A 22,789-nucleotide genomic window follows, 5' to 3' on the forward strand; every position below is an offset into this window, starting at 1 on the left:
GATCGCGATCGGGGGTGCAACGACGTCGCGGGGGTGTGGTGGTCGAGTGGCGCTGAAGCGTTCGATCAGTGCCGGTACTGTTCGGCGAATGAGCTCGCTGAATCTCGACGACTTCACCGACCTGATCGAGCGCCCCGACGGCGGGGTGCGACGCGACGCGGAGGCGCGCCGCGAGCGGCGGAGCGTGCCGCCCGGATCGCTGGGGCGCCTGGACGACCTGGGCGAGTGGCTGGCGGCGGCTCAGGGTTCGGTGCCGGTGCGGCCCGTCGAGCGGCCGCGGGTGGTGCTGTTCGCCGGCGATCACGGGGTCGCCGGGCTGGGCGTCTCGGCGCGGCCCGCGGGGAGCGCGGCGGAGCTGGTGCGGGAGGTTCTGGAGGGCGGCCGTCCGGTGTCGGTGCTGGCGCGCCGGCTGGGGGTGCCGTTGCGGGTCGTGGACATGTCGCTGGACTGCGAGCCGGGCGCGTTCCCCGAGGACGTCGTGCGGCACCGGGTGCGGCGCGGCAGCGGTCGTATCGACGTCGAGGACGCGCTGACCCTGGAGGAGGCGGAGGCCGCGTTCCTGGCCGGGGTGGCCGTCGCCGACGAGGAGGCGGACTCCGGGACGGACCTGGTGGTGCTGGGCGACGTCAGCGTGGGCGGGACGACGGCGGCGGGCGTGCTGGTGGCCGCGTTGTGCGGGACGGACGCCTCGGTGGTGACCGGGCGGGGAGGTGAGGCGATCGACGACCTCGCCTGGATGCGCAAGTGCGCGGCGATCCGGGACGCGTTGCGGCGGGCGCGGCCGGTGCTCGGGGAGCAGTTGCGGCTGCTGGCGACGGTCGGCGGGGCGGACCTGGCCGCCATGACGGGCTTTCTGCTCCAGTGCGCCGTACGGAAGTTGCCGGTCGTGCTGGACGGGGTGGTGGCGGCGGCCTGCGCGCTCGTCGGACAGCGGATCGCGTTCCGGGCGCCGGACTGGTGGCTGGCCGGGCAGCGCAGCGGGGAGCCCGGGCAGGCGAAAGCGCTGGACCGGATGGCGCTGGAGCCCCTGCTGGACCAGGGCGTGACGGTGGGCGAGGGTGCGGGCGCGCTGCTGGCCCTCCCCCTGGTACAGGCGGCGTCGGCCCTGGCGGCCGAACTCCCGGAGAAGCCGGAGCCGGAGAAGCCGGACACGGCCGGCGAGAGCCCGGACCTGGAGAAGCCGGACACGGACACGGCCGATGAGGAGGCCGAGCCGGGGAAGGCCCTTCAGCCGGAGGACTGAGCCCCGGTCTGGCGCTGTCCGCCCGCGGCCGGCCTTCGGCAGTCCTACTCGTGGCTCGCCGAACCCAGCTCCGGCGTCGGTTTTCCGCCGAGCCAGTTGGCCATGGCCCGGGTGGGGCCGCTCCAGCGGCGGTCGTGGTGGTAGGCGCGCAGTGCGGCCTTCGCCCGGGCCCGGGGGCGGTGACGGTAGAAGCGGCGGGCCCAGGGCGAGCCGGGGCGGGCGAGGCGGACGAAGCCGATCAGCGCGATGAACGGGACGATCACCCCGAAGATCGCCATCTTCAGTTTGCCCTTGGCGAGCGCGGCCAGGGCGACCAGGAAGTTGCCGCCGACGGTCGCGATCACGGTGCCGCGGTCCTGGAGCTCGTCCGCGGTCAGGTCGTTGACGCCGAACGGCGAGAAGCCCACCAGCATCAGGCCCACGAGGGCCGCCGTCAGCACCACGGCCTCCACGCTCTGCCGGCCCGCCTCCGTCCAGTACACATCGGCCAGGTGCAGGATCAGCGCGAACTCGTCGAGGACGAGGCCCGCGCCGACGCCGAAGACGACCGCGAAGGCGGCCGAGCCGAAGCCGTACTGACCGCCGGCCACCGCGCCGAAGCCTCCGAGGACGGTCAGGATCACACCGGGCACGACGTGGTGGATGTGCAGCCCGCCCGCGCTGACGTTGCCGAACGGCCCCTTCCCGGCGCGGATCAGACGGGTGACCGTCCGTGTGACGACGAAGGTCAGGACGAAGGCGGTGAGGGCGAGGAGCAGCGGGAGCTTGCCCGGCTCGACGATGTTGCGCTGCAGCCAATCTCCCATATGCGCATTTTGATCCCGGTGCTCCTCGGCCGCCCGTCCGACCGCCGGGTAACCTGCGCCCGTGTCCACGCCCCCGCCGCCCGCCTCGCCGCCCGTCCCGCCGTCCGCCGCCTCCTCGTCGGACGGCCTGCGGTTCGCCTTCGGCACGCTGACGGTGCTGCCGGTCCGGGTGACCCGCTGGGACCGTTCGGCCGCGCGCGGGGGCATGACCGCGGCCCCCGCGGTCGGACTGGTCGTCGGCGGCTGCGCGGCCGGGCTGGGGCTGCTGGCGCTGCTCGCGGGCACGGGCCCGCTGCTCGCCGCGGTCGCCTCCGCCGCCGTGCCCGCCGTCCTGACGCGCGGTCTGCACCTGGACGGGCTGGCCGACACCGCGGACGGCCTGGGCAGCGGCCGTCCCGCCGAGGACGCGCTGCGGATCATGAAGCAGTCGGACATCGGCCCGTTCGGCGTGCTCACCCTGGTCTTCACGCTGCTCGCCCAGGTCGCCGCGCTGACCCGGCTCTACGACGCCTCCTGGACTCGTGGCGCGACCGCTGCCGTCGTATCGGCGGTCGCGGCCCGGCTGGCGCTCACCCTGGCCGCCCGCACCGGTGTGCCGGCCGCCCGGCCGGAGGGGCTGGGCGCGACGGTCGCCGAGGCGGTCCCGGCCCGGCGGGCGGTGGCCCTGACGGCCGTCTGCGTCGCCGCCGCGGCCGCCGGGGGTGCGCTCACCGGCCCGTACGACGCCGTCCGCGCGGCCCTCGCGGTCGTCCTCGCCGTCGCCTCCGCCGAACTCCTGCTGCGCCACTCGGTCCGCCGCTTCGGCGGCGTCACCGGGGACGTCTTCGGCGCCGTCGCGGAGACGGCGGCGACCACGTCCCTGATCGCCCTCTGCCTGGGCGGCTAGGGCCTGTCTGACAAATCCCCGTCGTCCGACCGCAGAGCAGGCGGGGATTTGTCAGACAGGCCCTAGGGCAACTCCACCGGCCTCCACGACTGTCCTGTTTGCCGTGTGTGGCAGGGCTCATGGGGTGCGAGGATCGGCTCAGAACCGTGGCGCCGCGGCCGGGTTGACACCCGCGTGCGTGAGTGACCGCACGCGCACGCGTAGGCTCATTGCGGGGTCCGCCCCATCGGTTCGCCGCGCCGGTGGGACACACCCCCGGTGACGACCGCTCCCCCGGCCCGGATCTAGGGTCGGCTGTCGGGTCCGGTCGGCCCACCACTTTCGGCCACCGCAACTTCACATCGGAAGCGAGATTTCACCACCGTGACTGCTCTCACTCTCAGCACCGCCGCGGCGCCCGGCCTGCGGGCCGACGCGATCGTGATCGGTGTCGCCAAGGGCCCTGCCACCAGGTCGTCGAACCTGGTCGTCGCCCCGGGCGCCGAGGCCGTGGACAAGGCCTACGACGGCCGGCTCGCCGCCGTCCTGGAGACCCTCGGGGCCACCGGCGCCGAGGGAGAGGTGACGAAGCTGCCCGCTCCGGCCGGCTTCAAGGCGCCGCTCGTGCTGGCGGTGGGCCTGGGCGGGGAGCCCGAGAAGGACGCCTCCTACGACGCCGAAGCCCTGCGCAAGGCGGCCGGCGTGGCCGCCCGCACCCTCGCCGGCGCGAAGAAGGCCGCCTTCGCCCTGCCCGTGACGGACGCCGCCGACCTCGGCGCGGTCGCCGAGGGCGTCGGACTGGGCGCCTACTCCTTCGACGCCTACAAGCAGCAGGCCAAGGACCCCAAGGCCAAGAACGGCAAGGCCCCTCTCGCCGAAGCCGTCCTGCTCGGCGGCAAGCCGCGCGACGCCGCCCACAAGGCCGCGCTCGCCCGCGCCGGCGCCGTCACCGAGGAGCTCAACCGCGCCCGCGACCTGATCAACATGCCGCCGAACGACCTCGACCCCGAGGCGTTCGCGGCGATCGCGCAGGACGCGGCCAAGGCGCACGGCGTCAAGATCCAGATCCTCGACGAGAAGGCGCTCACCAAGGGCGGCTACGGCGGCATCCTCGGCGTCGGCGCCGGCTCCGCGTCGGCCCCGCGCCTGGTGAAGCTGTCGTACACCTCGTCCAAGGCGAAGAAGCACCTCGCGTTCGTCGGCAAGGGCATCACCTACGACTCGGGCGGCATCTCGCTGAAGCCGGCCGGCCACAACGAGACGATGAAGTGCGACATGAGCGGTGCGGCGGCGGTCTTCGCGGCCGTCGTCGCCGTCGCGCGGCTCGGTCTCGACGTCAACGTCACCGCGTGGCTGGCGCTGGCCGAGAACATGCCCTCCGGCTCCGCCACCCGGCCCGGCGACGTGCTGCGGATGTTCAGCGGCAAGACGGTGGAGGTGCTCAACACCGACGCCGAGGGACGCCTCGTCCTCGCCGACGCGCTGTGGGCGGCGTCGCAGGAGAAGCCCGACGCGATCGTGGACGTCGCGACCCTCACGGGCGCGATGATGCTGGCGCTGGGCAACCGGACGTTCGGCGTCATGGCCAACGACGACGCGTTCCGCTCCGCGGTGTACGAGGCCGCCGAGGAGGTCGGCGAGCCGGCGTGGCCGATGCCGCTGCCCGAGCACCTGCGCAAGGGGATGGACTCGGCCACCGCCGACATCGCGAACATGGGCGAGCGGATGGGCGGCGGGCTCGTCGCGGGGCTGTTCCTGCGGGAGTTCGTGGGCGAGGGGATCGCCTGGGCGCACCTGGACATCGCCGGGCCCGCGTACAACGAGGGCGGGCCTTTCGGGTACACGCCCAAGGGCGGCACCGGTACGGCCGTGCGGACGCTCGTGCGGCTCGCGGAGCTGACCGCCGCGGGTGACCTGGGCTAGTCCCTCCGGGGGCGGGGGCTGTGCGCCTCATCACTCGGATCGGCCCGTCGTCGGCGGGTGCGGACCGAGGGTGGCTGGTCGCGCAGTTCCCCGCGCCCCTCGGCGGGCGCCGTCCCCCTCGTCACAAGTGTGCGTGGGACGTCTCACACCCCGGCCCGGCGTCTCGTCCGTCTCCCACAAGTGCAAAGATGGGGCTCGGCAGGACAGGGCCCACACCACAGGGCCGGAGAAAGAGCGGCCGGACACCAGCCGCCGGCGGTCAGCGACGACCGGCGCACGGCGCACATGCATGGAGGACGTGACGTGGCGAACGACGCCAGCACCGTTTTCGACCTAGTGATCCTCGGCGGTGGCAGTGGCGGTTACGCCGCGGCACTGCGCGGGGCGCAGCTGGGCCTGGACGTCGCCCTGATCGAGAAGGACAAGGTCGGCGGCACCTGCCTGCACCGGGGATGCATCCCCACGAAGGCCCTGCTGCACGCGGGCGAGATCGCCGACCAGGCCCGTGAGAGCGAGCAGTTCGGCGTCAAGGCGACCTTCGAGGGCATCGACATCGCCGGGGTCCACAAGTACAAGGACGGCGTCGTCTCCGGCCTGTACAAGGGCCTCCAGGGACTCGTCGCCTCCCGCAAGGTGACCTACATCGAGGGCGAGGGACGGCTGTCGTCCCCGACCTCCGTCGACGTGGACGGCAAGCGCATCCAGGGCCGTCACATCCTGCTGGCGACCGGCTCCGTGCCGAAGTCGCTGCCGGGCCTTGAGATCGACGGCGACCGGATCATCTCCTCCGACCACGCCCTCGTCCTGGACCGCGTGCCGAAGTCCGCGATCATCCTCGGCGGCGGTGTCATCGGCGTCGAGTTCGCCTCGGCGTGGAAGTCCTTCGGCGCGGACGTGACCGTCATCGAGGGTCTGAAGCACCTCGTCCCGGTCGAGGACGAGAACTCCTCCAAGCTCCTCGAGCGCGCCTTCCGCAAGCGCGGCATCAAGTTCAACCTGGGCACCTTCTTCGACAAGGCCGAGTACACCCAGGACGGCGTCAAGGTCACCCTCGCCGACGGCAAGGAGTTCGAGGCCGAGGTGCTGCTGGTCGCCGTCGGCCGCGGCCCGGTCTCGCAGGGTCTCGGCTACGAGGAGCAGGGCGTCGCGATGGACCGCGGCTACGTCCTCGTCGACGAGTACATGCGCACCAACGTCCCCACCGTTTCCGCCGTCGGCGACCTCGTGCCCACGCTCCAGCTCGCGCACGTCGGCTTCGCCGAGGGCATCCTGGTGGCGGAGCGCCTGGCCGGCCTGAAGACCGTCCCGATCGACTACGACGGTGTCCCGCGGGTGACGTACTGCCACCCCGAGGTCGCCTCCGTCGGCATCACCGAGGCCAAGGCCAAGGAGATCTACGGCGCGGACAAGGTCGTCGCTCTGAAGTACAACCTGGCGGGCAACGGCAAGAGCAAGATCCTCCAGACCGCGGGCGAGATCAAGCTCGTCCAGGTCAAGGACGGCGCCGTGGTCGGCGTCCACATGGTCGGCGACCGCATGGGCGAGCAGGTCGGCGAAGCCCAGCTGATCTACAACTGGGAGGCGCTGCCGGCCGAGGTCGCCCAGCTCGTCCACGCCCACCCGACGCAGAACGAGGCGCTCGGCGAGGCCCACCTGGCCCTCGCGGGCAAGCCGCTGCACGCGCACGACTGACCCCTCGGTCGACGAAGCGACGATCCAGACTTCCGCAATTCGTAAGGAGCAACAGAAACCATGGCGGTTTCCGTAACCCTTCCGGCGCTCGGCGAGAGCGTCACCGAGGGCACTGTCACCCGCTGGCTGAAGGCCGAGGGCGAGCGCGTCGAGGCCGACGAGCCGCTGCTGGAGGTGTCGACCGACAAGGTCGACACCGAGATCCCCTCGCCCGCCGCCGGCGTCCTGGCCTCCATCAAGGTCGCCGAGGACGAGACCGTGGAGGTCGGCGCCGAGCTGGCCCTCATCGACGACGGCACCGGTGCGCCGGCCGCCGCCCCGGCCCCGGCCGCCGAGCAGGTCGCCGAGCCCGCTCCCGAGCCGGCCGCGGCCGCTCCCTCCACCGAGCAGGAGGCCCCGGCCCCCGCTCCCACCGCCGAGGCGGCCGCCGGCGGCGGTTCCGCCGAGGGCACCGACGTGGTCCTGCCCGCGCTGGGCGAGTCCGTCACCGAGGGCACCGTCACCCGCTGGCTGAAGTCGGTCGGCGACTCCGTCGAGGCCGACGAGCCGCTGCTCGAGGTCTCCACGGACAAGGTCGACACCGAGATCCCGGCGCCCACGTCCGGTGTGCTGCTCGAGATCACCGTCGGCGAGGACGAGACCGCCGAGGTCGGCGCCAAGCTGGCCGTCATCGGCGCCCCGGGCGCGGCTCCGGCCGCCGCTCCGGCCCCCGCCGCCCCGGCTCCGGCTCCGGCCGCCGAGGCCCCCGCCGCGCCCGCCCCCGCCCCGGCCGCGCCCGCCGCTCCGGCCCCGGCTCCGCAGGCGCCCACGGCTCCGGCCCCGCAGCAGCAGACCACCCCGGCTCCCGAGCCGGTCCCGTCCGCTCCGGCTCCCGCGCCCGCACCGGCTCCCGCCCCGGCGGCTCCGGCCGCGCCCGCCCCCGCCGCCTCGGGCGCCGGTGACGACGGCGCGTACGTGACCCCGCTGGTGCGCAAGCTCGCCGCCGAGAACGGCGTCGACCTGGGCTCCGTCAAGGGCACCGGCGTCGGCGGGCGGATCCGCAAGCAGGACGTGCTCTCCGCCGCCGAGGCCGCGAAGGCCGCCGCCGCGCCGGCTCCGGCCGCCGCCGCTCCCGCGGCCGCCAAGAAGGCCCCGGCGCTGGAGGCCTCCCCGCTGCGCGGCCAGACCGTCAAGATGCCGCGCATCCGCAAGGTCATCGGCGACAACATGGTCAAGGCCCTGCACGAGCAGGCCCAGCTGTCCTCGGTCGTCGAGGTCGACGTGACCCGCCTGATGCGTCTGCGCGCCCAGGCCAAGGACTCCTTCGCCGCGCGCGAGGGCGTCAAGCTCTCGCCGATGCCGTTCTTCGTGAAGGCGGCGGCCCAGGCGCTGAAGGCCCACCCGGTCATCAACGCCAAGATCAACGAGGCCGAGGGCACGATCACCTACTTCGACTCCGAGAACGTCGGGATCGCGGTGGACTCCGAGAAGGGCCTGATGACCCCGGTCATCAAGCACGCGGGCGACCTCAACATCGCCGGCATCGCCAAGGCCACGGCGGAGCTCGCGGGCAAGGTCCGCGCCAACAAGATCACCCCGGACGAGCTGTCCGGCGCGACCTTCACCGTCTCCAACACCGGTTCGCGCGGTGCGCTCTTCGACACGATCATCGTGCCGCCGGGCCAGGTCGCGATCCTCGGCATCGGGGCCACGGTGAAGCGTCCGGCCGTCATCGAGACGGAGGAGGGCACGGTCATCGGCGTCCGCGACATGACGTACCTGACCCTGTCCTACGACCACCGTCTGGTGGACGGCGCCGACGCCGCGCGTTACCTGACCGCGGTGAAGGCGATCCTGGAGGCCGGCGAGTTCGAGGTCGAGCTCGGCCTCTGAGCCCTCCCGCCGACCTGCGTACGGTCGTACGGCGCCCCTGCCGGAGCCCTCGGGCTTCCGGTGGGGGCGCCGTCGTGTTACCCAGGCGTGTAAGTCTCGTCTCACCTGCGGGAAAGCGCCCCCGCGCACCTTCCGGCAGGGGCTGACGGCCGTATTGTTTCTCCACGTCACCGCCGCCCCAGGGGCCGATGCGCGACCCCTCCCTAAGGAGCACTCATGACCGCGCCCGTCGTCCACTCGCTGCGCGAACAGATCCGCGAGCACATCGTGGAGGGGATCGTCAGCGGTCGCTGGAAGCCGGGCGAGCGGATCGTGGAACGGCGGATCGCCACCGAGCTGGAGGTCAGCCAGACACCGGTGAGGGAGGCGCTGCGCGAGCTGGAGTCGCTGCGGCTGATCGAGTCCGCGCCGAACAAGGGCGTCCGGGTGCGGAACCTGACCGCGGCCGACCTGGAGGAGAGCTACCCGGTCCGGGCCGGCCTGGAGGCGATCGCGGCGGAGCTGGCGGCCGCGCGGCTGGCGGAGGACTGCTCGGCCCTGGAGACGCACGTGGCGGCGCTGTACGAGGCCGACCGCGCCGCCGACGGCACCGGACAGGTGCGGCACACGGTGGGCTTCCACCGCGAGCTGGTGCGCGCGGCGGGCAACTCGGTGCTGCTGCACACCTGGGAGGGCCTGGGCATCGAGGTCTTCACGGCCCTGTCGATCCGCTGGCTGGGCACGGTCCAGCAGTCGTACGCGGAGGAGCACCAGGCCCTGGTGGAAGCCTTCCAGCACCGCGACCCCGACATAGGCCGCCTGGTGAAGAACCACGTCCTGGGCTGCGCCCCCCGAGCAGCGGAACCCACCCCCTGACCCACCCAGCCACACCGACTCCCCACGCCCGACGCGACGGTCCTTCCAAGCCGGCGACGGCTCCCCACGGCTGAAGCGACGGTCCTACGAGCCCGGCGCCAACCCCCCACGCCCGACGCGACACTCCCCCGAGCCCGGCGCCAACCCCCCACGCCCGACGCGACACTCCCCCGAGCCCGGCGACAACTCCCCACAGCGGACGCGACAGTCCCCCCAGGTCAGCGGCAACTCCCCAAGGGGCGCGGGGAACTGCGCGACCAGCCCCCACAACCCGCACCCACACCCGCACCCACACCCGCACCCAATCCGCACCCACACCCCCACCCGCACCGCCACGCTGAGGCCCCCGACCCCGCGCCCGGCGAAGCCCCACCCCCGCCACCTGCACAAACCCCGGCCGACACGACACCCCGTGCCCCCGTGGGAGACACCCCGTGCCGACTTTCTCGTGATCAAGAGGTTTTGCCCCTCAACCCTTTGATCGATCATCGATCACCGGGTTATTGTCGCCGACGGGCTCTCACCCGAGCCCCACCGCCCTGTCCTGCCAAGAACAAGGGCACCCCGATCCCCCGACCGATGAGGGAACCCCCTTCGACTGAGGAAGGCGGCGACATGACCGACCCCCACGCCATCCAGCCGAGCGCGCTCGACCAGCTCCCCGACCGGGACCCGGAAGAGACCGCCGAATGGCAGGCCTCGCTGGACGCGGTCGCCCAGGCGGCCGGGCCGCACCGTGCCGCATACCTGATGCGGCGCACGCTGGAGCGTGCCGAGGGCAACGGCATCGCGCTGCCCAAGCTGCTCGAGACGGACTACGTCAACACCATCCCCACCTCCGCCGAGCCCGCCGCCCCCGGCGACGAGGCGCTGGAGGACCGGATCACCGCCTGGAACCGCTGGAACGCGGCCGCGATGGTGACCAGGGGCAGCAAACACGGCGTCGGCGGCCACATCGCCACCTTCGCCTCCGCTGCCTGGCTCTACGAGACCGGCTTCAACCACTTCTTCAAGGGCAAGGAATCCCAGGATTCCCCCGGCTCGGGCGACCAGCTCTACATCCAGGGCCACGCCTCCCCCGGCATCTACGCCCGCGCCTTCCTCGACGGCCGGCTCACCGAGCACCACCTCGACAACTTCCGCCAGGAGGCCGCGGGCAACGGCCTCCCGTCGTACCCGCACCCGCGGCGGCTGCCCTGGCTGTGGGAGTTCCCGACGGTGTCGATGGGCCTCGGCCCGCTCTCCGCGATCTACCAGGCGCGCTTCAACCGCTATCTGACCAACCGCGGCATCAAGGACGTCTCCGCCTCCCACGTCTGGGCCTTCCTCGGCGACGGCGAGATGGACGAGCCCGAGTCGACGGCCGCGCTCGCGCTGGCGAGCCGCGAGGGCCTGGACAACCTGACCTTCGTCATCAACTGCAACCTGCAGCGCCTCGACGGCCCGGTCCGCGCCAACTTCAAGATCGTGCAGGAGCTGGAGGCCCAGTTCCGCGGCGCCGGCTGGAACGTCGTCAAGACGCTGTGGGGCACCGCCTGGGACGAGCTGCTCCAGCTCGACACCACCGGCGCACTCGTCCGCCGCCTGCGCGAGGTGCCGGACGCCCAGGTGCAGACGTACCAGACCCGCGACGCCGCCTACATCCGCGAGGACTTCTTCGGCAAGGACCCGGCGCTCGCCGAGATGGCGAAGCTGCTGAGCGACGACAAGATCCTCGAGTGTTTCCACCTCTCCCGAGGCGGCCACGAGGCGCGCAAGGTGTACGCCGCCTACAAGGCCGCGGTCGAGTTCAAGGGCGCGCCGACGGTCATCCTGGCGCAGACGGTCAAGGGCCACACCCTCGGCCCGGGCTTCGCGTCGAAGAACGCCAACCACCAGATGAAGAAGCTGACGGTGGACGAGTTCAAGGCCATGCGCGACCTGCTCGAACTGCCGATCCCGGACGCGCGGTTCGAGGACGGGGTCGTCCCCTACGGCCACCCCGGCGCCGACTCGCCCGAGGTCCGCTACCTCCAGGAGCGCCGCGCGGCCCTCGGCGGCCCGGCCCCGGCCCGCCGCGTGCATCCGGTCGCGCCGCTGCCCGCGCCCGCGGAGAAGGCGTTCGCCTCCTTCGACAAGGGCTCCGGCTCGCAGAACGTCGCCACCACGATGGCCTTCGTCCGCCTGGTCAAGGACCTGGTCCGCGACAAGGAGACCGGGAAGCGCTGGGTGCCGATCGTCCCCGACGAGGCGCGCACCTTCGGCATGGAGTCGCTCTTCCCCTCCCTCGGGATCTACTCCCCCAAGGGCCAGACGTACGAGCCGGTCGACCGCGACCAGCTGATGTACTACAAGGAGGCCCAGAACGGCCAGATCCTCAACGAGGGGATCACCGAGGCCGGTTCGATGGCCGACTTCATCGCCGCGTCGACGTCGTACGCGACGCACGGCGAGGCCATGATCCCGTTCTACATCTTCTACTCGATGTTCGGTTGGCAGCGCACGGCCGACCAGATGTGGCAGCTCGGCGACCAGCTCGGCCGCGGCTTCCTCGTCGGCGCCACGGCGGGCCGTACGACGCTGACGGGCGAGGGCCTGCAGCACGCCGACGGTCACTCCCCGGTCATCGCCGCGACCAATCCGGCGGCGCTGACGTACGACCCGGCGTTCGCGTACGAGGTCGCCACGATCGTCAAGGACGGTCTGCGCCGGATGTACGGCGAGGCGGCCGACGGTGAGGACCAGAACGTCTTCTACTACCTCACCGTCTACAACGAGCCGATGCCGCAACCGGCCAAGCCGTCCGGCCTCGGCATCGACGAGGGCATCGTCAAGGGCCTGTACCGCTTCAACACCGCGGAGTCGGCGGGGCTCGCCCCGGCCGCCAACGCGCCGCGCGTCCAGCTGCTCGGCTCCGGCACGGCGATCCACTGGGCGCTCGCGGCGCAGAAGCTGCTCGCCGAGGACTGGGGTGTGGCCGCCGACGTGTGGTCGGCGACCTCGTGGACGGAGCTGCGCCGGGACGCGCTGGAGGCCGACGCGGCCCTGCTGCGCGGCGAGGAGCGGGTCCCGTACGTCCGGCAGGCGCTGAACGGCGCGGAGGGCCCGGTGCTCGCGGTCTCCGACTACATGCGTCAGGTCCCCGACCAGATCGCCCAGTGGGTCGAGCAGGACTACTCCTCCCTCGGCGCCGACGGCTTCGGCCTCTCCGACACCCGTGAGGCGGCTCGCCGTCACTTCGGCGTCGACGCGCCGTCGATCGTCGTCGCCGCCCTGGCCCAGCTGGCGAAGCGGGGCGAGGTGCAGGCGACGGCGGTGAAGGAGGCCCGGGCCCAGTACGGGCTGTAGTTCCGTCGGCCGGTCCGGGGGCTCGTCCCCCTGGACCGGCCGAGCCTGTCCCGGCGGCGCTCGCGGAGCCGTACCGGTGGGACGAATGCGCCGCACTCCGGGTGCGTCCCGCCCCTCCAGGCACGATGCTGGGACCCGTGATGGACGAGACGGAGTTCTGGGAGCTGGTCGACGCCGCCCGGGAGGCGGCCGAGGGGGACCCCGAGGAACAGGCCGACGTGCTGGTGGACCGGCTGCTGCGGCTGGACCCGGATCTGGTGCTGGACTTCGCCCGTCACTTCGAGGCCCGCTACAACCGCGCGTACACCTGGGATCTGTGGGGCGCCGCCTGGGTGCTGCTGGACGGGGCGAGCGACGACGCCTTCGACTTCTTCCGCTGCTGGCTGATCGGCCAGGGCCGGGAGGTCTACGAGGGGGCGGTGCACGATCCGGACTCGCTCGCCGACCTGCTGGGCGACTTCGACGAGGAGATCGACGGCGACGGCGAGGAGCTGGGCTACGCGGCCGACGAGGCCTACGAGCAGCTCACCGGGACCGTCGCCCCGGATCTGGGCATTCCCCCCGCGCGGGCGGAACCCGAGGGCACGCCGCTCGACTTCGAGAACGCGCGGATCCTCGCCGAGCGCTACCCCCGGCTGTGGGAGCGGTTCAAGGAGTGAGCGTTTCCGCGAAGGCGGGGACCGTGGTGGCGGCGGCGCGGCCCTGGAGCCGGGCCGCCGTCCGCCGGATCTCCGGCAGGCGCGCGGTGAGGGCGGCGCCGGGGCAGGTCGTCTCGAAGCCGTCGTTGTGCCCGGCGAGGGCGGGCAGGGAGACGGTGACGCCGGCGTCGTAGCGGCTGCGGCTGCTGCTGGAGGTCAGCCGGACCGTCGACCTGGGGTCGATTCCGGCGGGGCCGAGTTTCCAGGCGGCGAGGGCCGCGATCGCGTCGAGCATCGGCTGCGGCACGTGCGTCCCGGCGGTGAAGGTGCCGAGTGCGGCGACGCCCGCGGTGCGGTGGTTGAAGCCCTGGGTGTGCGCGCCGGTGACGGCGCGGTCGATCCCGCCGGCGCGGCCCTCGTAGATGGTTCCGCAGCGGTCGACGAGGAAGTTGTAGCCGATGTCGTCCCAGCCCCGGGCGCCGGTCTGGCCGGCGTAGAGATGGCGGATGACGCGGGGCGCGTCGGCGCAGTCGTAGGCGTTGGGCGAGTCGGTGTGGTGGACGAAGACGGCGACGACCCGGTCGTCGAGGCGGGGCGGCGGCTGGGTGCGGCCGGCGAGGTCGGCGAGGTCTGCGAGCCAGACGGAGCGCGGTACGACGGGCGGCCGGGGGGCGAGGTGCGCCACGGTGTGACGGGAGCCGGCGGAGGGCAGGGCGCGGGCGGTGGCGGCGCGCTCGACGCCGTCCGCGCACAGCACCAGGGCGAGGGCGGCGAGCCCGGGCAGGCAGACCAGGGTCACCAGGAGCGGCCTGGGCAGCCGCCCCAAAGGCCGTCCTCGCGCCCGCCGCGCGACCTGTCGGATGGCACGCATGATCCCACTGTCGGCGGGTTCGTCCCAGTCCGCGATGTGTGGTGTGCCACGCGGTGGAACCATCGTCCCTGTCCGCACCGTTTTCCGGGTAGACGCACGCGTGACCGGTTAGGTCCTCCCCGCGCGTGTGGCCGAATCACGGCTGATCACCGGGCCGGTCCCGCACGTACTAGAGGATCCCTGAGAAAGGCGGCCGCGTGGACCTGCTCGACATCCTGCTGGTGCTGGTGATGCTGGCGTACGCGGCCTCGGGGTACCGGCGCGGCCTGGTGGCCGGCTGTGTCTCGCTCGCCGGTTTCGTGGGTGGCGCGGCGGTGGGCGTCTGGGCGCTGCCGTCGGTGATGGGCCTGGTGACCACGGGTACGACGGCGGCGACGGTGACGGCGGTGCTCACGGTGCTGGTGCCGGCGGCGGTCGGGCACGAGCTGGCGAGCCGGCTGGCGCTGCGGCTGCGCAAGGAGTTGGACCGGGGACCGTTGCGGGTGGCCGACGGGGTCGGCGGGGCAGCGGCGAACGCGGTGGCGGTGCTGATCGTGGCGTGGGTGGCGGCGAGCGTGCTGGGCGCGTCGGCGTCGCCGATGGTGACGTCGGCGATCCGGGGCTCCCGGCTGCTGGGCACGGTGCAGCACACGATGCCGGAGACCACCCCGGCGTGGTTCGCGCGGGCGACGTCCGCGCTCACCCAGGCCGGCTTCCCGCAGGTGTTCAACCCGTTCGAGACGGAGTCGACGGCCGAGGTGGCCAAGCCCTCCGGTGACAACGTGACGCCGAGCGCGGCCAGTGCGGCCAAGCTGAGCACGGTGAAGGTCGAGGGCTCCTCGGGCAGCCAGGGCCGCGAGGGCAGCGGGTTCGTGTACGCGGCGGAGCACGTGATGACCAACGCGCACGTGGTGGCGGGCATCGACTACCCGACCGTGCGGATCGGGGGTGTGGGGCCCTCGTACGACGCGAAGGTGGTGCTGTTCGATCCGGCCGAGGACGTGGCCGTGCTGTACGTCCCGAACCTGCGCGCGCCGCTGCTGCGCTTCGACGAGGAGGCCTCCCGCGGGGACGCGGCGGTGGTCGCCGGCTATCCGCAGGACGGCGGCCTCGACCTCCAGGCGGCGACGGTCGCGGGCCGGGTGGACGCGATCGGCCGGAACATCTACAACGACGCGACGGTCACCCGTGAGATCTACTCGATCCGCTCCACGGTCCGCCCCGGCAACTCCGGCGGCCCGCTGCTGACCACCGACGGCAGGGTCTTCGGCGTGGTCTTCGCCCGTTCCACCTCGGACGCGGAGACGGGCTACGTCCTGACGGCGGCGGAGGTCGCCGACGACGCCGAACGCGCGGCGACGGCGACGCAGGCGGTGGACACGGGCGGCCTGATCACGTCGTGAGCGGGTGCGCCGCCGTCGCCGCGCCCGGCGACTACAGGGAGCGCCCCATGAAGACGTCGTCGACGTACTCCCCGCGCAGCAGGAACTCCTGCGGCAGGACGCCCTCCACCACGAAGCCCTCGGACGCGTAGAGCGCCCGGGCGGGGGCGTTGTGGCCGAGGACGCGCAGGGTGAGCCGGCGTGCGCCGCGTCGCCGGGCCTCCTCGACGGCCGCGCGGAGCAGGGCCCGTCCCACGCCGCGGCCGCGCGCCTCGTCGGCGACGGCGAGGCCCTGGATCTGCCGGACATGGGCGTTGCAGGCGAGGTCGGTGGGGAGACCGAGACGGATGTAGCCGACGACGCGGGACCGGGCCCCGGGGCCGAGTTCGGCGACCAAGTGGTCCTCGGGGAGGTGGCGTTCGTCGAAGAAGGGCCCGTACGGCGGCTGCGGCCGGGGCGCGACGGCGTGCAGCGGGGACCAGGTGAGCCGGTCGAGGAGGCTGAGGGCGTCGTCGTCGGCGGGCCGGGCCGGGCGTATGCGCGGGGCGTCGGAGTGCGGGCGCTGCGGTGTGCGCGGGGCGTCGGGGGCGGCGGGCATGGGGGTCACCCTATGGTCCGTCCGCCGGGTTCGGGGCGGGATTTTCCCGGGTTCCGGGCAGGATGGCGGCATGGTAGCTACGCGAATCGTGGTGGCCGGCGCGTCCGGTCTGATCGGCGGCGCCCTGGTGCGGTCCCTGGCCGCGGACGGGCACGAGGTGGTGCGCCTGGTGCGCCGTGCGCCCCAGGGGGCCGACGAGGTGCGCTGGGATCCGGAGCGGGGGCGGGTGGACGAGTCCGGGCTCGCCGGGTGCGACGCGGTGGTCAACGTGGCGGGTGCGGGGGTGAGCGACCACCGCTGGACGGACGCCTACAAGAAGCGGATCCACGACAGCCGGGTGCACGGCACGGCGGCGCTGGCCCGCGCGGTGGCGGCGCTGCCCACGCAGGACCGGCCGCGGGTCCTTCTCAACGGCAGTGCGATCGGCTTCTACGGCGAGACGGGCGAGCGGATCGTCGACGAGGACGCGCCCGCCGGGCGGGGCTTCCTGCCGGAGCTGTGCGTGGAGTGGGAGGCGGCCGCGGCCCCCGCCGCGGAGGCGGGCGTGCGGACGGTGTTCCCGCGCACCGGCCTGGTCGTCGCCCGGGGCGGCGGCGCGTGGGGGCGGCTGTTCCCGCTCTTCCAGGCCGGACTGGGCGGGCGGATGGGCGACGGACGGCAGTACTGGTCGTACGTGTCGCTGCACGACGAGGTCGCGGCGCTGCGGCATCTGCTGGACCGGGACGATCTGTCGGGGCCGTTCAACCTGACCGCGCCCGAGCCGCTGACGAACCGTGAGATCACGGCGGCGATGGGGCGGGTGCTGCGCCGGCCGACGCTGTTCCCGGTGCCGGCGCCGGTGCTGCGGGCGGCGCTGGGCGAGATGGCCGGGGATGTGCTGGGCAGCGCGCGGGTGGTGCCGAAGCGGCTGCTGGAGTCCGGGTTCACCTTCGCGTTCCCCGGGATCGAGGACGCCCTGCGCGCCGCCTGAGACACCGTCAGTTCACTGTCGTTTCATGTCGGTTCGCGCGGGGGCCGTATGCGACCGCCGTGCGACCGTGCCCCGTCCATGTGCGACTGTTCCTGACCGTTCACGGCCCTACCCTCGATCCGAACTCGGGTATCCCGGAAGCCTGTTGGGGGCATCACGTCTCCACCGGCCGCGCAACCTCGAGGCGAGGAGGGGCACGTGCTTGAGCCCGCTTACCAGGCAGACGTCGTCATCGTGGGGGCCGGGGTCGCCGGTCTCTCCGCGGCGCATCGGCTGACCGGCGCAGGAGTGACGACGACGGTCCTGGAGGCCGCCCCTTGTGTGGGCGGCCGCATGGCGACCGAGAAGGTCGACGGTTTCCGGCTCGACCGCATCGGACAGCTGCTGTCCACGGCGTATCCCGAACTGGCGCTCACCGGCGGACTGGACGCGCTGGTGCTGCGTCCGTTCGCCCCGGGGGTGCTGCTGCACAGCGACGGAAGCCACCACCGTGCGGGCGCACTGCCGGGCGCGGGAGGTGCGCGGAGCGCGAGGGGCGCACTTCACGCCGTGCGCGCCCTGGCGAGCGCCCCTCGGCCGGGGGCGTTGCCCCGTCCCGGGCCGCTGTCGAAGCCGCGGGCCACCGCGCCCGGGACCGTGGCGGCGCCGCCGCGGCTGCGTGCGGGGGCGCCGCTGGGCACCGCCGTGGACCAGGCGCGGCTCGGCGCCGCGCTGACCCGGCTCGCGGCCACGCCCGTGGAACAGCTGCTGCGCCGCCCCGAGGCGCCGGCCGCGCAGGCCCTGGCGGCCCGCGGGCTGCCCGCCCGTACGATCGACGGCTTCCTGCGTCCGCTGCTCGCCGCGCTGCTGTGCGACCCGGAGCTCACCACCTCCAGCCGGTGCGCCGACCTCGCGCTGCACGCGTTCGCCGCCGGGCGGCTGTGCCTGCCGGAGGGCGGCGCGGACGTGCTGCCGGAGCTGCTCGCGCGGACGCTGCCTGCGGGGACCGTGCACACGGGGGTGCGGGTCACCTCGGTGTCGACGACCGAGGTGACCACCGCCGAGCACGGGGTGTTCCGCTGCCGGGCGGTGCTGGTGGCGACCGACGCCCGTACGGCGGCGGAGCTGCTGCCGGGGCTGCGGGTGCCCGACTTCCACCCGGTGACGGTCCTGCACCACACGACCGACGAGCCGCCGGCGACCGGGGCCTCGCTGGTCCTGGACGCCGACCGGGGCGGCCCGGTCGCCCACACGGCCGTGGTCAGCGGGGTCGACCCGAGCCGGGCGCCGGGCGGGCGGACGCTGATCTCCTCCACGGTCCTCGGCCCGCCGCCGGCCGGTGTGGACACCGCCGTCCGTATCCATCTCGCCCGGCTGTACGGCGTCTCGACGGCCCGCTGGGAGACGCTCGCCGTGCACCACACCGCGGAGGCGGTCCCCGCGATGCGGGCTCCGCACGATCTGCGGCGGCCGGTGCGGCTGCTGGCGGGGCTGTACGTGTGCGGCGACCACCGGGACACCAGCACCGTGCAGGGGGCGCTGCACTCGGCTCGTCGGGCGGCGGCGTCGATCCTGGCCGACCTCGGGGCCGCCGGGTCCCTGCACTCGGCCGACCCCGCGCCGACAGCCCCCCGCCAGGCTGCGGCCTGACCCGGAGGCCCGGGGGCGAGCGAAGCGACGGCCCGCCCCCACCGCCGTCGGTCAGCCCAGCGCGGCCACCCTCTCGCGGTACACCCGGGCCGGGCCCGCGTCCCGGTAGGGCTCCAGGCGCCGCTCGAAGTCCCGTACGTACTCCACCGCCCGCACGGAGCGCATCTCGGCGGCCTGGCCCGCGGCCTCGGCCGCCAGCAGGCATGCCTGTTCCAGCTCCCCCAGGCCCAGTCGCGCCGACGCCAGCACCACCCGGCACAGGAGCCGGCTGCGCGCGTACCCCGCGGGGCGCAGCCGCAGAGACCGCTCGGCGTGCTGCGCCGCCGCCCGGAACTGCTGCAGATCCCGGTGGCAGTGCCCGAACTCGTCGGCGAGCTGTCCCTCGTCGAAGAACCGCGCCCAGAACGGCACCTCGTCCCCCGCCCTGGCCGCCTCCAGCGCCCGCTCCGCCCGCACCAGGGAGGCGGTGCACGCCCGTACCTCCCCCAGCATCCCGTGCCCCCGCGCCTCCGCCGCGTGCAGCAGCGCCTGGACGACGGGCGGCGCGCCGCCGCCGACGCCCTGCTGGGCGACGCGCGCGAGCTGCACCGCCTCCCGCCCGTGGCCGAGGTAGACGGCCTGGCGGCTCATGGTGACCAGCACGTACGCCCCGTACGCCCGGTCCCCCGCGGCCTGCGACAGCCGCAGCGCCTGCACGAAGTACCGCTGGGCGAGCCCGTGCGCGGCGATGTCGAAGGAGGTCCAGCCGGCGAGGCGGGTGAGGTCGGCGGCGGCGGCGAAGAGCCGGCGTCCGGTCTGCTCGCCGTACGCGCCGCGCAGCATCGGCTCGCACTCGTGCTCCAGGTAGCGCACGAGGGCCTGGCGGGCGTGGCCGCCGCCGTACATGTCGTCGAGGGTGCGGAAGAGCTCGCCGACGGAGCGGAGCGCGGAGATGTCGCCGCCGGTGACCCGCTGGCCGGGGCCGCGCTCGACGGGGCCCCGCTGCCGGGGCACCCCGGGCCCGGCCCGGCCGGCGCCGCCCGGCGGAGCGGGCCTGCCCCCGGGACGCCCCTGGGACGGCACCCGGGCCACCGCCGGCGCCGCACCGCCCGCCGCGGGGAGCACCCCGGCTCCCGCGCCGGCGGGGGCCGACGCCGGGGCCACGGCCTCCGCCGCCGGCCCCGGCGCCCCCGCCGCGGGCTGTTCGCGCGGTGACTGTTCACGCGCGACCCTGTCGTCCGCGCGGCCGATCAGCCAGTCCCGGCTCGGCACCACCAGACCCGCCGGGGTGAAGGCGATCTTGCGGAGTTCGGCATGGCTGCCGGAGTCCTTGCGCCAGAGTCCGCCGACGATGTCGACGGCCTCCTCGGGCGTGCCGGCGAACTCCAGCCCCGCGTAGACGGGCGCGCAGGCGTCCAGGCCGAGATCCTGGGCGGTCAGCCGGCGGCCCAGGCGCCGGGTGAAGACCTCCGCGATCAGGGCGGGGGTGGTGCCGCGGGGCTGCTGACCGCGCAGCCACCGGGTGACGGAGGTCTTGTCGTATCTGAGGTCCAGGCCGTGTTCGAGACCGAGCTGGTCGACGCGCCGGGCCAGACCCGCGTTGGAGAAGCCCGCTTCTGCGATGAGCGCGGCGAGTTGGCGGTTGGGAGTGCGCTGCGCGGGTCGTTCCGTCATCTGCGGTGCGGTCTCCTGCCTTCCGGGCTGCTGAAGTGCCCGGATTGCCCTGTGAGCAGCCCTAATGGCCTCGTGAACGGCGCGAATGTAGCTGAGCGTGAGCATGCGATCGCACATCTCGACGTTCATTCATCCGATCGTGTGAGGATTGACCGCACGGCTGACGTGCCGGAGGCGGACGTACAGTGGCGTGGGCGCGGTTCGCGCCTGACGCGGCGATCCGCTGCCCCGCACGGCGAACCGCTGCCAGGACACAGCCATCCGCTGTCACGCCTAGGGAGGCGCTTTACCGTGAGCGAGCTGCGGTTCGTCCGTATGGGGTTCGGCGCGGACGCCGTCGAGTACCAGGAGGCCTGGGAGGAGCAGCGCCGGGTGCACGCGGCCCGGTTCGCCGACGAGATCCCCGACACCGTCCTGCTGCTGGAGCACCCCCCGGTGTACACGGCGGGCCGGCGCACCGCGGACGACGAGCGGCCGCTGGACGGCACGCCGGTCGTCGACGTGGACCGCGGCGGAAAGATCACCTGGCACGGTCCGGGCCAGCTGGTCGGCTACCCCATCCAGAAGCTCCCGCGCCCGGTGGACGTCGTGGCCCATCTGCGCCGCCTGGAGGACGCGATGATCGCGGTCTGCGCGGAGTTCGGCGTGCGGACCAGCCGGGTGGAGGGCCGGGCCGGCGTCTGGGTCCTCGGCGACCCGGTGGAGCAGCGCCCCGCTCTGGGCGGGCTCTCCCTCGACTTCGACCCCCGGCTGACGGACGACGAGTTCGACCCCCGCCTCAACGGCCCCGAGTACGCCCCCTCCAACGCCGGCCAGCGCCGCGAGGACCGCAAGATCTGCGCCATGGGCATCCGGGTCGCCAAGGGCGTCACCATGCACGGCTTCGCCCTGAACGTGAACCCGGACACATCCAACTTCGACAAGATCATCCCCTGCGGCATCCGGGACGCGGGCGTCACCTCCCTCTCCCACGAGCTGGGCCGCGAGGTCACCATCGACGAGGTGCTGCCCGTCGCGGAGCGCCACGTCGCGGAAGTCCTGGGCAACGCGGACCTGAAGCCGCGGGAGATCGAGAAAACCTCAGCGCCCCTCAGCCCGTCCGGCGTCTGAGGGCGAGGCCGTCCGGGCCGAAGCAGGGGCCGGGGGCGGCAGCCCCCGGCAGGGCCGACACCCGCGCCGGGTTTCAAATCAACGGGCGTACGCTTAAAGCCGCCGAAGAATCAATCGCTAGGGAGCCGGTCGTGTCCGCAGTCGCACCCGACGGACGCAAGATGCTGCGCCTGGAGGTCCGCAACAGCCAGACCCCCATCGAGCGCAAGCCCGAGTGGATCAAGACCCGGGCGAAAATGGGTCCCGAGTACACGCAGATGCAGAAGCTCGTGAAGAGCGAGGGGCTGCACACCGTCTGCCAGGAAGCCGGCTGTCCCAACATCTACGAGTGCTGGGAGGACCGGGAGGCGACGTTCCTCATCGGCGGCGACCAGTGCACCCGGCGCTGCGACTTCTGCCAGATCGACACCGGCAAGCCCGAGGCGCTGGACCGGGACGAGCCGCGCCGCGTGGGCGAGTCCGTGGTCACCATGGACCTGAACTACGCCACCATCACCGGCGTGGCCCGGGACGACCTGGAGGACGGCGGGGCCTGGCTGTACGCGGAGACCGTGCGCCAGATCCACCAGCAGACCTCGGGGCGCGAGGGCGGCCACACCAAGGTCGAGCTGCTCGCCCCCGACTTCAACGCCGTCCCGGAGCTGCTGCGCGAGGTCTTCGACTCCCGGCCCGAGGTCTTCGCGCACAACGTCGAGACCGTGCCCCGGATCTTCAAGCGGATCCGCCCCGGCTTCCGCTACGAGCGCTCCCTCGGCGTCCTCACCGCCGCCCGCGACCACGGGCTCGTCACCAAGTCGAACCTGATCCTCGGGATGGGCGAGACCCGCGAGGAGGTCAGCGAGGCGCTTCGCCAGCTGCACGAGGCGGGCTGCGAGCTCATCACCATCACGCAGTACCTGCGGCCCTCGGTGCGTCACCACCCGGTGGAGCGCTGGGTGAAGCCGCAGGAGTTCGTGGAGCTGAAGGAGGAGGCCGAGGAGATCGGCTTCTCCGGTGTCATGTCGGGCCCGCTGGTGCGCTCGTCCTACCGCGCCGGACGGCTCTACGGGATGGCGATGGAGTCGCGCGAGTCCTCCGCTTCGCGGCGCGGCGGCGAGGTCGCCGCAGCCCAGGCCGTCTGACGCCGGGTCACCCGCCGTTCCCCGGATGGCCGCCGGGCAAGCGTGTGAATTCGGGCACAAGCGGCTACTGGCCGGTAGCGGCCGAAACGACGCGGTCCTGACCGTCCTCGCAGATGAGGGCATACGTCAGGGCCGCGTCCGCGTTTATGCCCAGCGCACCGGGGCTTCATGGACGTTTGACCGGTCGGTCACGCCCTGGTAACACCAAACAGTGACGCTGGTATCACATCACGTCGACCACGTCGTTTCGTGCCC

The 22,789-nt window shown here is 73.5% G+C and carries 17 protein-coding genes; 13 read left to right on the forward strand and 4 right to left on the reverse strand.

Annotated elements, in window-relative coordinates:
- Nucleotides 1-88 precede the first annotated feature (88 nt).
- Nucleotides 89-1,243, forward strand: coding sequence for a nicotinate-nucleotide--dimethylbenzimidazole phosphoribosyltransferase (cobT, locus tag ACIRS4_RS08785; protein ID WP_404192019.1), 1,155 nt, complete (start codon nt 89-91; stop codon nt 1,241-1,243).
- Between the two features lie 44 nt (nt 1,244-1,287).
- Here cobT and ACIRS4_RS08790 read toward each other — a convergent pair whose 3' ends face one another.
- Nucleotides 1,288-2,049 carry a hypothetical protein gene (locus tag ACIRS4_RS08790; protein WP_404192022.1) on the reverse strand — a complete coding sequence of 254 codons (762 nt, stop codon included), beginning with the start codon at nt 2,047-2,049 and terminating at the stop codon, nt 1,288-1,290.
- 61 nt (nt 2,050-2,110) lie between these two features.
- Here ACIRS4_RS08790 and cobS point away from each other — a divergent pair, with 61 nt between their 5' ends.
- The 7 genes from cobS (at nt 2,111) to ACIRS4_RS08825 (ending at nt 13,242) form a co-directional block, all read left to right on the forward strand.
- The gene (gene cobS, locus ACIRS4_RS08795) at nt 2,111-2,935 is read left to right on the forward strand and encodes an adenosylcobinamide-GDP ribazoletransferase (protein WP_404192025.1); all 825 of its coding nucleotides are present in this window, start codon (nt 2,111-2,113) and stop codon (nt 2,933-2,935) included.
- A 363-nt stretch (nt 2,936-3,298) separates the two neighbouring features.
- Nucleotides 3,299-4,837 carry a leucyl aminopeptidase gene (locus tag ACIRS4_RS08800; protein ID WP_404192028.1) on the forward strand — a complete coding sequence of 513 codons (1,539 nt, stop codon included), beginning with the start codon at nt 3,299-3,301 and terminating at the stop codon, nt 4,835-4,837.
- Between the two features lie 303 nt (nt 4,838-5,140).
- Nucleotides 5,141-6,529, forward strand: a complete 1,389-nt coding sequence (lpdA, locus tag ACIRS4_RS08805) for a dihydrolipoyl dehydrogenase (protein ID WP_404192031.1) — start codon at nt 5,141-5,143, stop codon at nt 6,527-6,529.
- 60 nt (nt 6,530-6,589) lie between these two features.
- Complete coding sequence (gene sucB, locus ACIRS4_RS08810) at nt 6,590-8,401, forward strand: 2-oxoglutarate dehydrogenase, E2 component, dihydrolipoamide succinyltransferase (protein WP_404192033.1); 1,812 nt, start codon at nt 6,590-6,592, stop codon at nt 8,399-8,401.
- 216 nt (nt 8,402-8,617) lie between these two features.
- A complete protein-coding gene (locus ACIRS4_RS08815) occupies nt 8,618-9,256 on the forward strand; it encodes a GntR family transcriptional regulator (protein WP_404192035.1) in 639 nt (212 codons plus the stop codon).
- 615 nt (nt 9,257-9,871) lie between these two features.
- A complete protein-coding gene (gene aceE, locus ACIRS4_RS08820) occupies nt 9,872-12,583 on the forward strand; it encodes a pyruvate dehydrogenase (acetyl-transferring), homodimeric type (protein WP_404192038.1) in 2,712 nt (903 codons plus the stop codon).
- Between the two features lie 140 nt (nt 12,584-12,723).
- Nucleotides 12,724-13,242, forward strand: a complete 519-nt coding sequence (locus tag ACIRS4_RS08825; RefSeq protein WP_404192127.1) for a DUF4240 domain-containing protein — start codon at nt 12,724-12,726, stop codon at nt 13,240-13,242.
- Here ACIRS4_RS08825 and ACIRS4_RS08830 read toward each other — a convergent pair.
- Nucleotides 13,232-14,092 (reverse strand): peptidoglycan recognition protein, encoded by an 861-nt coding sequence (locus ACIRS4_RS08830; protein ID WP_404192041.1) that lies wholly within the window; start codon nt 14,090-14,092, stop codon nt 13,232-13,234. The genes ACIRS4_RS08825 and ACIRS4_RS08830 overlap by 11 nt on opposite strands.
- Nucleotides 14,093-14,289: 197 nt before the next feature.
- Between ACIRS4_RS08830 and ACIRS4_RS08835 the strand changes: the two genes are divergently transcribed.
- Nucleotides 14,290-15,474, forward strand: coding sequence for a MarP family serine protease (locus tag ACIRS4_RS08835; protein WP_404192044.1), 1,185 nt, complete (start codon nt 14,290-14,292; stop codon nt 15,472-15,474).
- Between the two features lie 31 nt (nt 15,475-15,505).
- Here ACIRS4_RS08835 and ACIRS4_RS08840 read toward each other — a convergent pair whose 3' ends face one another.
- Nucleotides 15,506-16,051, reverse strand: a complete 546-nt coding sequence (locus ACIRS4_RS08840) for a GNAT family N-acetyltransferase (protein ID WP_404192047.1) — start codon at nt 16,049-16,051, stop codon at nt 15,506-15,508.
- A 70-nt stretch (nt 16,052-16,121) separates the two neighbouring features.
- Here ACIRS4_RS08840 and ACIRS4_RS08845 point away from each other — a divergent pair, with 70 nt between their 5' ends.
- Both ACIRS4_RS08845 and ACIRS4_RS08850 read left to right on the forward strand, forming a co-directional pair.
- Nucleotides 16,122-17,021 (forward strand): TIGR01777 family oxidoreductase, encoded by a 900-nt coding sequence (locus tag ACIRS4_RS08845; RefSeq protein WP_404192050.1) that lies wholly within the window; start codon nt 16,122-16,124, stop codon nt 17,019-17,021.
- 198 nt (nt 17,022-17,219) lie between these two features.
- Nucleotides 17,220-18,650, forward strand: coding sequence for an NAD(P)/FAD-dependent oxidoreductase (locus tag ACIRS4_RS08850; RefSeq protein WP_404192053.1), 1,431 nt, complete (start codon nt 17,220-17,222; stop codon nt 18,648-18,650).
- 51 nt (nt 18,651-18,701) lie between these two features.
- Here ACIRS4_RS08850 and ACIRS4_RS08855 read toward each other — a convergent pair whose 3' ends face one another.
- Nucleotides 18,702-20,303 carry a regulator gene (locus tag ACIRS4_RS08855; protein WP_404192055.1) on the reverse strand — a complete coding sequence of 534 codons (1,602 nt, stop codon included), beginning with the start codon at nt 20,301-20,303 and terminating at the stop codon, nt 18,702-18,704.
- A gap of 291 nt (nt 20,304-20,594) precedes the next feature.
- Here ACIRS4_RS08855 and lipB point away from each other — a divergent pair, with 291 nt between their 5' ends.
- Nucleotides 20,595-21,413, forward strand: coding sequence for a lipoyl(octanoyl) transferase LipB (lipB, locus tag ACIRS4_RS08860; protein WP_404192058.1), 819 nt, complete (start codon nt 20,595-20,597; stop codon nt 21,411-21,413).
- A gap of 131 nt (nt 21,414-21,544) precedes the next feature.
- Nucleotides 21,545-22,534, forward strand: coding sequence for a lipoyl synthase (gene lipA, locus ACIRS4_RS08865; protein ID WP_404192061.1), 990 nt, complete (start codon nt 21,545-21,547; stop codon nt 22,532-22,534).
- The last annotated feature ends 255 nt before the right edge of the window (nt 22,535-22,789 follow it).

The organism is Streptomyces sp. NPDC101166, from assembly GCF_044768125.1.
Classification (GTDB): Bacteria; Actinomycetota; Actinomycetes; order Streptomycetales; family Streptomycetaceae; genus Streptomyces.